Source organism: Algirhabdus cladophorae (assembly GCF_044772865.1).
In the GTDB taxonomy this organism is placed as follows: Bacteria; Pseudomonadota; Alphaproteobacteria; order Rhodobacterales; family Rhodobacteraceae; genus Algirhabdus; species Algirhabdus cladophorae.
In genome coordinates this window covers 1,893,963-1,906,695 of sequence record NZ_CP173029.1, presented here as the reverse complement: position 1 = coordinate 1,906,695, position 12,733 = coordinate 1,893,963, and the positions used below count along the sequence as shown (strand labels likewise).

Genomic DNA, 12,733 nt, shown 5'->3' with positions numbered 1-12,733 from the left:
TTACGGATCGCTTATGAACCGCGGTTTTCTTCGTTGGCCATCTGGTAGGCTTGGATCGCGGCTTGGCGCTCGGCGGCGACTGCGGATGGGCCGTCGATTTCACCGGCGTTCAGCGCTTTGTAGAAGCTTACCAACACACGGTCATCGTCGTCAGCCGCTGTCTCGATGGCGAAGTCGGATACACCGACGGTGCCGGATGTAGAGAAGCTCACGTCTTGGCCAGCTTGGCTTTTGATAAAGTCAGCGCGGATGTGGTCGTCGCCTTCGATCGCATTTTTCAACTCGACCAATTGGGTCGATGTAAAGGCGCCAGCCTCGACACCCAGCGAGCGTGCCAGAGCGTCATTTGCGAATGCTGGGGCGGCCATTGCAGTTGTTGCAGCGATGACGAGAGCGGAAATTGTTACGTTTTTCATAGGTCTAGGTCCTTATATCGTGGTCGTGTTGAGGGAGGGTTAACGACCGGGTTTATGTTTGGCGCTGGGAGGGTGCGCCGTTCGATGAGCTAGATTTAGGGGCTGCAGTGGTGCCAGTACACAGGCAGAAATATCCGCGTACTGTGCGCAGATGCACATCACCGTGACGTGAGACGCGAAACCATTTGCGCCCCTATAAACAAGGCCCGCCGGGTGAAATGTTACAAAATCGCCCGCAAAATGCGTCAAGATCCCACGCTGATCACATGTTTTGTGAGGCGATATTTATTAGAATTGGCAGGCCTCAACCGGCTGCCCGCCCGGAATAGTTGCAACGATGGGGTATTTTCAGTATTCTTTCGTGATAAACTTTAGGAGGATTTTAGTATGCGTCTGTATTTAAGTAGACTTTTCTCAACCGCAGCAGTTGCGATTTGCATGTCTGGTGTGGTCCATGCGGATCAAGCCAAGGATTTTCAATCTTCAACAAGTGTTTCTCAGATTGCCAAGATGGGCGCGAAACAAATGGCAGGAACCTCTATCCAAAAAATCTTTGCAGGCCGTACTTTGAAAAATCCTAACTGGACATGGACTTTCAAGAAAAATGGTGTCCAAAGCTCAAAAGCCAATGATGGTGCTTGGACTGACAAAGGCACTTGGGAGGTCAAGGGAAACGAATTTTGCCGTCAATCCGAGATGTCAAAAGGCAAAGAGATGTGTTCCAAAGTCTATGTCTTGGGCCGCGATTTGAAGTTTAGCGATCATCAGAACGCCAAAAAGCTCAAAGACTGGTACATCTCCTACTAGAGCCACTCATCAACGATATCGGGCGCAGGGTCCTAGCTGTCGATTTGGGCTGCCATAATGGCAATCGCTTTTTGATAAACGCCCGCTGCGTTCCATTGCTGGATCACTTTGAAGTTGGGCTGGCCTTGTTGGTATCCTTGGCCGGGGGTCCAGCCTTTTTGGCGCAGAAAATTGGCCGTAGAGGCCATAGCGTCGGTAATATTGGTCAGATCCGTTTTGCCGTCGCCGTTCCCATCGATGCCATACCGCAGAACATTGCCCAGCAAGAACTGTGTGTGGCCCCATTCGCCATGTTTGGCGCCTACGGATTTCGGGCTAAGGGCACCGCTGTCCACCAGTTTGAGGCCAGATATCAGATGGCCTGTGAAAAATTCGGACCGTCTGCAATCATAGGCCAAGGTGGCTGTGGCGCTGATCACATTACTATCACCCATAAATCCACCAAAGGCCGTTTCCATCCCATGGATCGCGATCAATACGCCTGATGGCACACCAAAACGTCGCTCTAGCGCTGCATAAAAATCTGGATTGCGGGCCAAGCGTTTGCGCCCTTGGGCCACAATAGTTGGTGCGCCGCGCACCTGCATGAATTTATCCAGACTATACTTAAAGCTTTTCTGATTGCGATCCGCCGCAATCGTCCGTTTGGCATAGGAGGTGCCCATGAGGGCTGCCTGACCCCGTGCGCCGATGCCTTTGGCTGCAGCCTCCTTGGTCATTTGTGATTTCCATGCGTCAAATCCTGCAGCGGTATTTCCACAGCTTGCCCCAAAGGCGGGCAGGGCAGCCAGTGCTGCACAAAACGTGGTTGTGGCAAAGAAACAGGATATCGGCGTCATAAAAAGCGCTCCACTAGAAATCATACACTGTTGGCATAGCTTACAGTGTCTTCAGCGGAAAACAAAGGATCTTGCCTTTGCTGTTTTGGACAGTGGCGGCTTGAGGCTGGACCGTCCTTATTGGTCTGTTAGAAAGGGCGAATGAGCGATACACTGCATTCCCTTGCCCAAAGCCTGTTCAAAATTGGCGTCGCACGCGCAGACCCCTACGGGGCCGTGCAATCTGCATTGGCCGATCACCCGGAGGCGCCGCAAACATGCGTCGCTGTGGGCAAGGCTGCGGGGCGCATGATGCAGGCGGCGTTGGACATCTATGGGGCGGTCGACCAAGCTTTAGTTGTAACCAACTATGAAAACGCCAAAGAGATAGACGGCGTCACGGTTTACGTCGCCGGGCATCCGGTCCCAGACGAAAACGGTGCCAAGGCTGGTCAGGCCGTTGTGACGGCTTTGCATGCGGCCACGGGGCCAGTGCTGGCGCTGATCTCTGGCGGGGGATCGGCGCTTTTGCCTGCCCCGAAACCGCCGCTGACCTTGTCTGACAAGGCGCGGGTCAGTGATCTGCTCTTGGCCAGTGGCGCGGATATTGTGCAAATGAACCTCGTGCGCCAGCAACTGTCTGACCTGAAAGGCGGCGGTTTTTTGGTCCATGCCGCGCCTCATCCGGTGACGGCTCTTATCCTGTCGGATGTGGTGGGGGATGATCTAAGGGCGATTGCCAGTGGTCCGACGGTTGGCCCCTTGGGTGATGCCGCGGGGGCACGGGCCCTGTGTGAATCCCTTGGGATTTGGGATGATCTGGGCGCGGCTGTTCAAAAGATGCTGGCCGATGACCAGCCCAATCCGGTTTTGCCGCCTGTTACCAACACATTGATCGGATCCAACGGCCAATCCGTGGCAGCAATGGCTGCAAGCGCACCACAGGCGATCGTTTATCCAAAAGCCCTAGAAGGGGATGTCGCGCAGGCCGCCAAGGACGTAGTGGCGTTTTGTCAAAGCCCGGGCGTGTATCTGTTCGGCGGCGAAACCACGGTTCAAATCAAAGGCCACGGCAAAGGCGGCCGCAATCAAGAGCTGGCTTTGCGCGTTGCCCTGATGGCGCAGGACCAAGGGTGGACTGATTGGTGTTATCTGCAAGGCGGCACCGATGGCCGTGATGGCCCTACGGATGCCGCTGGTGGGCTGGTCGACGACCAAACAATTGCCAAGGCGCGCAGCAGGCAAGTGGATATCGAAGCAGCGCTGGACAATAACGACAGCTATCATGTGTTGCAGACTGCCGAGGCTTTGCTGGATATTGGGGCGACTGGCACCAATGTGGCCGATCTTGGCGTTTTGATCCGGCGCTGACAGATCTCCTAGTCGACGCTGAGCCCACTGGGAACCGACGTGGGTTTGCCCAATGGCCGTTCTAGCGCAGTGACACCGGTCAGCCCTTTCAAGAACGCCACGATATCCGCCACCTCTTGCCCATCCAAGGCCACAGGTTCGATGCTGGCTGAGGCCTGAACGCGGGCCATTTCCCGAGTGTCCTGATGGACAATGAAATCGATCTTTTCGACCCAAGGCACATGGGGCAGGCGCGCGGTTTGCGGCTGCCACTGGGCAAGGGCGCTCTCAGGATCCAAGTGGTGCTGGATGATCCCCTCTAGATAGGGGTAGGCACCGTTGTGGCCATATGGCCCAGTAAGGGCCACATTGCGCAAAGACGGTGTGCGGAACTTATATGCGTCCTCTAAACGGTCGGATTTGCCCATACGACCCACATCACGCACCATCGGATCGAACTTGCGCGTGCGACCGGGTCCAAAGGGTGGCAGGGCCAGCGAATGAAACTCTTGATCCGTGAACAGCGGGCCGGAATGGCAAGACGCACAGTTGCCTTTGCCAAAGAACAGATCTGATCCGCGCAGGGCTGCAGGCCCTAAAGTGCCCAGATCATAGGGGCTGTCATAGCTGCGCCATTCTGCGCCGATGAACTGACCCAGCGCGTTACCGATCTCAACAATTGTGATGTCTTGGGTCGTCTCGACCCCGTCAAAGGCCTCGATAAACAATGGGCCGTAGTCCGGCACTGCTGCGACCCGTGCGGCAATGATTGGCCATGCTGCATCAATGCGGTCATGCACCGCCCCTGCGATTTCGTTTTCTTTGGGGTTGCCCGCCATCTCGAACTGGGCGGTCATCGGAAACAGGGCTTGGGCAGCCAATATCGTCTCGAGACCTTCGGGCAGCCATTCCTGTGCCGGACTGTCAAAGCCCACACCGTATTGGTCGCTGGGTGTCAGTCGCCCATCGTGAAACAACACGTCGATATCGCGGTGTCCGAGGTTCCAAAGGGCCGGGGCGTTGCGCGGAATGCGTTTGCGAATGCGACTGTCCCCAAAGCCTGCCATTCGGGCGCGCCCTAGTCCAATCCCGCCTTCGCCAATCCCAAGGCTAAGCCCATCCGTGCCATGCAGATCGTGGTTGTGGCATGTCCCGCAACTGATATTGCGATTGCCCGACAGGATTTTGTCATAAAACAACAGTTGACCCAACTGGACGATTTTGGGATCCGTGGGATGATAGTCATCCGCAGTGATCTGATCTGCGGTTACCGGACTTGCCAGAAAAAAAGAGAGACACACCAAATGCTTAAACATGTTCTTTTGATCTGCGTTCTGGCCAGTTCGACGCTGACGGCCCCAGCGTTTGCCAATGTAGAAAAAGGCCGCGACCTGATGGAGGCTGGGCAGTTTGTCGAGGCGCGCGAGGAGTTGTGGATCGCGGCGCGTTCTGGCAACGCGGACGCCGAGGAACTGATCGGCGTGATGTATGCCTTGGGGCTGGGTGTCGATCAGGACTATGTCCGCGCCTTCGACTGGTACCTGCGCAGCGCTATGAAGGGGCATCCGGGCGCCCAAAGCGGTGTTGGTTGGTACTACGAGGTTGGCCTTGGCATGCCCGCGCCCGACTTGACCCGTGCCTACATGTGGTACGTCCTCAGCGCCATCGGGGGTGATCCCGATGCTGCGATCAGTCAAGAAGAAGTCACCAAGAAAATGACCAAAGAAGAAATTGAAAAAGCGCATGAGCTTATCGATGATTACCGCGTTTGGATGTACCCGTTCCGCTAAGGTGCCAAGCCTTTGAATCTATTGCAAGCCTCCAAAGCGATGGAAACAATTTGTACCAACTTTGATCGTGAAGCCGGCGAGGCCGCGTTTGCCCTAGGATCGCGGGTTGAAATCGCCGTATTTTCCGGCCCCAAAACACAGGCCCTGACCGGGACCGTGGCTGGCGTGATCCACATGCCCAATAATGATCGTATGATCGCCCGCGTCGTGCAGGGCGTGTAAGTGGCATTCAAAATGCGCCAAGGCCGGTTCGATTACGGGGCCCCCATTTTCATTCAGGTGCCAGTCCAACCCCGCAAAGGCATGTTTGTCTTTGGCAAAGCTGTTGGCGATGTGGTCTTGGTCCTCGCGCAGCACATGAATGACGAAATGCTGGGCTTGGGTAAAAGCGTCGTAACGCTTGGATGTTTTGGCGATGGACCACAGCACCAGAGGGGGCTCAAGCGATACGGAGGCAAAACTGTTTGCGGCAATCCCCACGGGGCCGTCCGCACTTTCTACAGTGATAACGGTTACCCCAGTAGTGAATTGGCCCAAAGCATCGCGAAAAGCGCGCTGGTCTTGGGAGGGGGTAAATTTTTGCACTGCGCTCATGCCACTTCGTGACCCAAGGCCGCTGTATAGAGCTCAAACCAAGTTTGACGGTCGATATGGACGTTCATGGCTTTGCCCAAGCCTTTGATCCGGTCCAGATTGTTCGTCCCCATCACGGGCATGATCATCGACGGATGCGCCAGCAACCACGCAACAGCGATTGTGGCCGTATCGACATTATAATCCGCAGCGAGTTTCGCTAAAAGATCATTTAGTGCTTTGTTCTCATTGGAAAACAAGCCGCCGCCGCCCAAGGGTGACCATGCCATCGGCGCCACACCACGCTCCTGCAAATAGGCAATGTCGCCGTTGGTAAAGGGCGCGTGGTGCAGCAGGCTGACCTCGATCTGATTGGTCACAAGGGGCTGGGTCATCGCCGATTGCAATAGGGTCCAATCGTGCAGCTTGAAGTTGGACACTCCGACGCTGCGCACCTTGCCAGAGGCCACAAGGGCATCCAATGCTGCGCCTGTTTCGCGGTGATCCATCAGCGGGTCAGGGCGGTGGATCAGCAACAGGTCAATCGTCTCAATCGCCATATTGGTCAAAGACGCCTCGACCGACGCGTTAATATGCGCTGCAGAGGTGTCGTAATATTTGACCCGTTTATCGCTGTATTTGCCACACGGGGCCACGATATCGCATTTGGTAATGATCTGCATTTGATCACGCAAAGCAGGTGCTGTTTTCAGGCAGTCCCCAAGCAGCGCCTCGGCTGTGTAATCCCCATAAATATCCGCTTGGTCGAAACTGGTGATGCCTTGCTCGAGACAGGCCTCAATTTTGGCCTGCACATGGGCAGGGCTGGTATCTTCATCATCGCCCAAGCGCCACATCCCATAGATAATACGGCTCAGCGAAAGGTTATTTGTCAGGGCTACACGTTGCATCAGTGGCGGTCTCCGGTGCCCAGCGGGGTGGGCGGTGTTGTGGCTGGTACGCGGCCATATTCATGGGGCAGCGAGCAGGTTTTAAGGTTGGGCAGAACGCGCTGCCCAAAGGATTTGCATTCGTCAATATGTGGATAGCCCGAAAAGATAAACGAGCGAATGCCCATTTTTTGGTAGGCTTCAATCTCGGACATAACTTGATCTGCGGACCCGACAAGGGCCGCCCCACAGCCAGATCTGGCGCGGCCGACGCCGGTCCATAAATGTGGTTCCACATAGCCGTATTTGTCGGCTAATTCGCGCGCTGCTGCCTGCTTGGCTACACCCAGACTGATACTGTCATGGGCACGATCGCGGATCAGTTGGCCGTATTCGTCATCCAGTTTGCTGACCAAGTGTTCAGCATATTCTTTCGCTTCGGCCTCGGTGTCGCGTACGATCATGTGCACGCGCAAACCGTAATCCAACGTGCGCCCGTGGGCTGCCGCGCGGTCATTTACCGTCTGCATACGCTCGGCGATTTGGGCCTTTGGTTCGGGCCACATCAAGTAGACATCGCAATGCTCGGCGCACAGCTCGACCGCGGCTGGGGAATAGCCACCAAAGTATAATAAAGGCCCGCCATTTTGCTGATAGGGACGTGCGGGTTCCGTAGAAACATTTGCAAATTGATAGACTTGACCGTCAAAATTAATGTGATCTTGAGTCCAGGCCTGCTTGAGGATCTGCACCACTTCGCGGGAACGTTGATAGCGATAATTGCTGTCTGCCACTTCGCCTGGAAAATCAGACGAGATCACATTCAGGGTCAATCGACCCTTCAGCATATGATCCAGCGTGGCCACGGTGCGCGCCAGCATAATCGGCTGCATCTCCCCACAGCGGATGGCGGCCAGCATGTTGATATTGGAGGTCAGCGGCGCACAGCCTGCCACAAAGGACAGCGTATCTTGACCTACCTGAAACGACGAGGGACACAGGATATTGCGAAAACCTTGGGTTTCAGCCTCGAGCAAGATATCGCGGCAATGTTCCCAACTGGATCGCAACGCCCCATCCGGCACTCCCAAATAAGCGTAATCGTCGGAACACAGGGCGGAAAACCATGAAATTTCCAAGGCATCGAGATCTGCTGAAGTTACTGGAACAATGGTCACCGAATCTCTCCGTCTTGGGGGCAGTTGCCTCTTGCGTAACATCGAAATTTGAGTGAAACAATGGTGTAACAATTATCAGTTCAAGGCGCTCGGGGAGGGGTCTGAATGGACGGGCTCCCTGCCTATTTGCAAATCTCGGAACGTCTGATGCGTGAAGTGGCCGATGGTCATTTGAGGCGTGGTCAAAAACTGGCCCCGGAACGTGACTTGGCCGCACAATTCAGCGTCTCAGTGGGCACTTTGCGAAAAGCCCTTGCTGATTTGGTTGACAAAGGCGTGCTGGAACGCCGTCAAGGATCGGGAAACTACATCAAATCCGAAGCCGCAGCAGGCAGCGCCTACAGTTTTTTCCGCCTTGAATTGCTTGCAGGTGGGGGGCGGCCTACCGCAAGGGTCTTGTCGTTTGAGACCTGTGAAAAACCGACTGATGCCCCATTTTTCGGCCAAGGTGATGCAGCCTATCGCATTCGACGGCTTAGGTTCTTGGGGGCCGCACCCATAGCCCTAGAAGAGATCTGGCTGGATCTGCGGGCAGGGGGGCCAATCACCACGGCCAGTTCTGAAAACTCACTCTACCAAGTCTACAAAAACGAATTGGGCTTGTTCATTAACTCGGTTCAGGATCACGTGGGGTTGGGCCAAACACCGGATTGGACCACGGAACCGTTTGGATCGGCTAAGGGGGCTACCACAGGCTATGTGGAACGCCTCAGCTGGGCCCAAGACGCTGACCCAATTGAATATTCCAGAACATGGTTCGATACACAAAAAGCGCGATATGTTTCGCGAATGGGAAAGTAAACACATGGGACACAGTGTGAAATACGGCCTGATCGGCTGCGGCATGATGGGGCAGGAGCATATCCGGAACGTGGCCCTTTTGAAGGAAGCGACCATTTCGGTTGTCTATGACCCTGTGCAGGATTTGGCCGAACATGCAGCCCAGATGTGTGGTGGTGCGCGAGTGGCGCAGTCGATCGACGATCTGCTTGCAGAGCCTGATCTGGACGCCTTGGTGATCGTTAGTCCCAATCATATGCACTTGGAACAACTCGAACAGATCATCGCGACGCGGCCTTTGCCGATCCTTGTGGAAAAACCGCTCTATACGGATCCAGATCATGCCGCGAGGGTTCAGGCCTTGGCTGATGCAGTAGACGTGCCAATCTGGGTCGCCATGGAATACCGCTATATGCCACCCATCGCCAAACTGGTGGCCGACGCCCAAGAGGTCACCGGCGGGATCAAAATGCTGACCATTCGCGAGCACCGTTTTCCTTTCTTGCCCAAGATCGGCGATTGGAACCGGTTTAACGCGAACACCGGCGGCACTTTGGTCGAAAAATGCTGCCATTTCTTTGATTTAATGCGCTTGGTTTTGCAGGCAGAACCGGTGCAGGTCATGGCCAGCGCAGGCCAAGAAGTGAACCATCTGAACGAGACATATGATGGCCAAACGCCTGATATTTGGGACTGTGGCTATGTAATTGTTGATTTCGACAACGGCGCACGTGCGATGCTGGAACTAAGCATGTTTGCCGAAGGATCACGCTATCAAGAAGAGGTCAGCGCCGTCGGACCCAAGGCCAAAATTGAGGCCCAGGTCCCCGGACCGGGCCGCTTTTGGCCTGCACATTTAGGCCCTGCACCAACACCCCAAGTCACTGTCAGCCCCCGCAGCCCGCAAGGTCCGATCACGCTGGATGTCCCGGTTGATCCTGATTTGCTGGAGGCTGGCGATCACAACGGCTCGACCTTCTACCAACACCAAAAATTCCTCGCCGTGGTTCAAGGCAGTGGTGAGGTCGAAGTCACCCTACAGGACGGTGCAAAGGCTGTGGCCATGGGCATGGCTGCCCAGCAATCTGCGCGAGAAAGTACAGTCATTAAGCTGTAACAGTTTCTTTAGTCGCCAAATACCTCCGCCGGAGGCGTCTTTTGGTGGCTCAGATCATGTCATGCTCTTCCAGCACTTTGCGCGCCACACGAAAACACTCGAGGCTTTGCGGAACGCCGCAATAGATGCCCACCACATGAATGATTGCGCGAATTTCCTCGGCGCTGACCCCATTATTGATCGCCCCACGGCAGTGGATTTCCCATTCGTGCATCTTGCCCAAGGCACCAATCATCGACAGGTTCATCATCGATCGCGTCTTGGCATCGATCACCTCATCACCCCAGCCAAAGCCCCAGCACCACGCGGTCATTGCCTCTTGGAAGGGCCGGGTAAAATCATCCGCTGCGGCCAGATTTTTCTCGACATATTCAGCCCCTAGCGTGGCCTTGCGTTGTTCCAAGCCCTTTTTGAACAGCCCTTCGTCCATATTAACTTCTCCCTGATCCGCCACCGATGCTGATGGCGACATTTTTTGTTTGTATGTAATTCCAAAGGGCTTCGCGGCCTTTTTCGCGGCCATATCCCGACAGGCCGTAGCCGCCAAAGGGGGTCTCGACGCCGCCTGCATACCATTCGTTGACGAACACTTGTCCTGCACGCAGGGATTGGGCGTCGCGCATGGCTTGGTCGATGTTGCCCGTGAAAGTGCCAGCCACCAACCCGTAAGGCGTGCCATTGGCGATGGATATGGCCTCATCAGCGCTGCCAAATCGCAGCACACTCACCACGGGGCCAAATACTTCTTCTTGAGCGATCGTCATGTCTTGGGTGACATCGGTCAAGACGGTGGGCTCTAAAAACGCCCCGGGAATATTCATAGCGCGCCCACCGGTAACTAGCTTGGCCCCCTGTGTTTCGGCCTCTGCAACCATGCGGGCGGCCCGATCACGTTGCGCGTTGGAGACCATCGGCCCCATGTTCGCGCCAAACTCTGTGCGATCCAAGCCGGGCCCAACGGACAAGGACCGGGCGACGCCGCTGATGCGTTCGATAAGCTCATCATGACGGCTTTCGTGCACGATGATACGGCTCATGGCAGAACAAACCTGACCTGCGTTGAAATAGATGCCCCAGCGCACGTTGTCTTCAAATGCGGCCAAATCAGCGTCTGCATGAACCACGGCTGCGGATTTGCCACCCAGTTCCAAGACGCATGGCACCACATTTTGGGCGGCTGCCGTAGAAATCGCGATGCCCGTCTGAACTGAGCCGGTGAATACAATTTGGCGCACATCAGGATGCCCCGATAGGGCCGCACCGGCCTCGTGGCCATAGCCGCACAAGATGTTTACAGCCCCGGCAGGCAGACCCACCGCTTCGGCGGCATGGGCGAAAATGTAGTTGGACAGGGGCGTTAACTCGGGCGTTTTGATCACACAGGCATTGCCTGTGGCCAATCCAGCAGACAGCGACCGCGCGGTCATCTCTACCGGATAGTTCCACGGAATAATCTGGCCCGAGACACCAAATGGCTCATAGGTCGTGAAATCGTAGTATTTGGCACCTAAGGGGATCGAGCGGCCTTCGACAGTTTCCGCTTGATTGCCGTAGTATTCAAAATAGCGGGCAGCACCGCTGATTTCCATCTTGGCTTCCCATAGGGGCTTGCCCTGTTCCATGGATAAAAGTGGGGCCACTTCATCGATATGCTCTATCAGATAACGGCCCATGGCCTGCACCATGCGGCCACGCTCGACCGGGCGCAGATCGGTCAGTGCACCGCTCAGATGCACCCGTTTAGCCGCTTGGACGGCGCGGTCCACATCGGCTGCATCGGCTACAGCTTGGGTCGCCAGATGCTGATCCGTGCCGGGATTGACCACATCCAGACGGCCAGCGCCCCCATCGATCCAGTGTCCGTCCACATAGTTCTGCCAGTGGTGTTTCATCGTTTATGCTTTCAATTGATATTGGGCAAGATGGTCGTAATGCGGGCGCGTCCGTAGATAAACATTTTTAGCGGCATCGCTGAGCGCGTTGAGATCGACAGGATTAGGTTGGGATGCAAGACCGTGAAATGTAAGGGGCACATCGCGCAGCCCAATAGCTGTGGTCCAAACCTTGGCCATGCCTTTGGGGTCTTTGGCCAATGCGGCGCAATCAATGACCAAAGGGATGTCGTGGGTTACATCAGACACGTGGTCAAACAGTCTGCGTTGCTGGTCAAAAGCATCTTCTACATCGGCTGTGGTCACACGGTGCCCGTCTGCGGCCTGCAATGCCGCACCGGGCTCGCAAATCAAAAAGCAGTGGGTGAACAGGCTGACTGTCTCGTTGTTCCAAAACGTTGACAGAAAATGCGGACTGTCCCAGACAAATAGGTCGCGATGACGCGCCTGCGCGTCAAGGGCCGTCAAGACGCTGTCCAGGCTCAACCCCGGCGTCGTCGGATCGGACTTTTCATAGGCAGGCCAAAGCGGGCTTTCGCCCTGATACCAGGCCTCGGCAAAAGGTGTTTCATGACAGCTATAGTGCTGGGCGTTTTGCATAATGCGCGTAATGCCGCTGGCCTGCACCCCCGGTACGCACCAAAGAGCTATGATTTGCGGCATGGGGATCCTTTGCAGGCGTTGAAGGTCAGGATCATGTCTAATCCGCCATGCCAGAATGTTTCGGCAAGTCGTCGTTTAGTTTTAAGAAAGGCAGTCTTTCGGCATAGTGATAATGGGCTTGCGGCTGAAACGTGCTGGGATCGTCAAGTGTCGCTGCATAAAGGTGCGTCTCGTCCGGAAAAAACGTGGACTCATAGCACATTTGGCTTCCACAGGTTGGGCAAAAGCCCCGTGTCACCTCAGGAGATGAGCGATAGGTCGCGGGCGCGGACGACCATGTGACCGTGCCACGCGGCACACCCAAAAAGCTGGTCATCGGTGCAGAACTGGCGCGTCTGCAGCTGTCGCAATGGCAATGCCCCGCCCACAGGATCCGGCCTGAGGTGGTATATGTGATCGCCCCGCACAGGCATCGCCCCCGTCGTTCCATCCGCCACTGGTTCCCTTTGCTTCCGAGCC

At 55.6% G+C, this 12,733-nt stretch carries 15 protein-coding genes; 5 read left to right on the top strand and 10 right to left on the bottom strand.

Translation table 11 applies throughout. The annotated features are described in order from the left end of the window. Positions 1–11: 11 nt before the first annotated feature. Positions 12–416: a hypothetical protein gene (locus ACIRQ6_RS09255; protein ID WP_420860304.1), complete on the bottom strand. Its 405-nt coding sequence runs from the start codon at positions 414–416 to the stop codon at positions 12–14. Positions 417–803: 387 nt separating this feature from the next. On the opposite strand from ACIRQ6_RS09255, the gene ACIRQ6_RS09250 reads away from it, so the two are divergent. Further along, entirely contained in the window at positions 804–1,223 is a 420-nt protein-coding gene (locus ACIRQ6_RS09250; RefSeq protein WP_420860303.1) for a hypothetical protein, read from the top strand. 32 nt (positions 1,224–1,255) lie between these two features. Here ACIRQ6_RS09250 and ACIRQ6_RS09245 read toward each other — a convergent pair whose 3' ends face one another. Continuing rightward, entirely contained in the window at positions 1,256–2,062 is an 807-nt protein-coding gene (locus ACIRQ6_RS09245; protein WP_420860302.1) for a lytic murein transglycosylase, read from the bottom strand. Between the two features lie 141 nt (positions 2,063–2,203). Here ACIRQ6_RS09245 and ACIRQ6_RS09240 point away from each other — a divergent pair, with 141 nt between their 5' ends. Continuing rightward, complete coding sequence (locus ACIRQ6_RS09240) at positions 2,204–3,412, top strand: glycerate kinase type-2 family protein (protein WP_420860301.1); 1,209 nt, start codon at positions 2,204–2,206, stop codon at positions 3,410–3,412. Positions 3,413–3,420: 8 nt separating this feature from the next. Here the strand turns inward: ACIRQ6_RS09240 and ACIRQ6_RS09235 are convergent, their stop codons facing one another. Then, a complete protein-coding gene (locus tag ACIRQ6_RS09235) occupies positions 3,421–4,707 on the bottom strand; it encodes a cytochrome-c peroxidase (protein ID WP_420860300.1) in 1,287 nt (428 codons plus the stop codon). Here ACIRQ6_RS09235 and ACIRQ6_RS09230 point away from each other — a divergent pair. Next, the gene (locus tag ACIRQ6_RS09230) at positions 4,696–5,181 is read left to right on the top strand and encodes a tetratricopeptide repeat protein (protein ID WP_420860299.1); all 486 of its coding nucleotides are present in this window, start codon (positions 4,696–4,698) and stop codon (positions 5,179–5,181) included. The genes ACIRQ6_RS09235 and ACIRQ6_RS09230 overlap by 12 nt on opposite strands. A gap of 93 nt (positions 5,182–5,274) precedes the next feature. Here ACIRQ6_RS09230 and ACIRQ6_RS09225 read toward each other — a convergent pair whose 3' ends face one another. The 3 genes from ACIRQ6_RS09225 to ACIRQ6_RS09215 are packed head-to-tail and all read right to left on the bottom strand — an operon-like array spanning position 5,275 to position 7,822. After that, positions 5,275–5,775 carry a flavin reductase family protein gene (locus ACIRQ6_RS09225; RefSeq protein ID WP_420860298.1) on the bottom strand — a complete coding sequence of 167 codons (501 nt, stop codon included), beginning with the start codon at positions 5,773–5,775 and terminating at the stop codon, positions 5,275–5,277. Beyond that, a complete protein-coding gene (locus ACIRQ6_RS09220) occupies positions 5,772–6,665 on the bottom strand; it encodes an aldo/keto reductase (protein WP_420860297.1) in 894 nt (297 codons plus the stop codon). Before ACIRQ6_RS09220 ends, ACIRQ6_RS09225 begins: the two co-directional genes overlap by 4 nt. Next, positions 6,665–7,822 (bottom strand): LLM class flavin-dependent oxidoreductase, encoded by a 1,158-nt coding sequence (locus ACIRQ6_RS09215; RefSeq protein ID WP_420860296.1) that lies wholly within the window; start codon positions 7,820–7,822, stop codon positions 6,665–6,667. The genes ACIRQ6_RS09220 and ACIRQ6_RS09215 overlap by 1 nt, the downstream gene beginning before the upstream one ends. 105 nt (positions 7,823–7,927) lie before the next feature. On the opposite strand from ACIRQ6_RS09215, the gene ACIRQ6_RS09210 reads away from it, so the two are divergent. Both ACIRQ6_RS09210 and ACIRQ6_RS09205 read left to right on the top strand, forming a co-directional pair. Continuing rightward, positions 7,928–8,623, top strand: coding sequence for a GntR family transcriptional regulator (locus tag ACIRQ6_RS09210; protein WP_420860295.1), 696 nt, complete (start codon positions 7,928–7,930; stop codon positions 8,621–8,623). 4 nt (positions 8,624–8,627) lie between these two features. Continuing rightward, the gene (locus ACIRQ6_RS09205; RefSeq protein WP_420860294.1) at positions 8,628–9,719 is read left to right on the top strand and encodes a Gfo/Idh/MocA family protein; all 1,092 of its coding nucleotides are present in this window, start codon (positions 8,628–8,630) and stop codon (positions 9,717–9,719) included. A 49-nt stretch (positions 9,720–9,768) separates the two neighbouring features. Here ACIRQ6_RS09205 and ACIRQ6_RS09200 read toward each other — a convergent pair whose 3' ends face one another. From ACIRQ6_RS09200 to ACIRQ6_RS09185, 4 genes are read right to left on the bottom strand one after another with little or no spacing between them, the layout of a single operon-like run. Next, on the bottom strand, positions 9,769–10,149 hold the full coding sequence (locus tag ACIRQ6_RS09200; protein ID WP_420860293.1) for a carboxymuconolactone decarboxylase family protein: 381 nt from the start codon (positions 10,147–10,149) through the stop codon (positions 9,769–9,771). A gap of 1 nt (position 10,150) precedes the next feature. Next, entirely contained in the window at positions 10,151–11,611 is a 1,461-nt protein-coding gene (locus ACIRQ6_RS09195) for an aldehyde dehydrogenase family protein (protein ID WP_420860292.1), read from the bottom strand. A gap of 3 nt (positions 11,612–11,614) precedes the next feature. After that, complete coding sequence (locus ACIRQ6_RS09190; protein ID WP_420860291.1) at positions 11,615–12,274, bottom strand: hypothetical protein; 660 nt, start codon at positions 12,272–12,274, stop codon at positions 11,615–11,617. Positions 12,275–12,311: 37 nt separating this feature from the next. Next, positions 12,312–12,704, bottom strand: a complete 393-nt coding sequence (locus ACIRQ6_RS09185) for a GFA family protein (RefSeq protein WP_420860290.1) — start codon at positions 12,702–12,704, stop codon at positions 12,312–12,314. Positions 12,705–12,733: the final 29 nt, after the last annotated feature.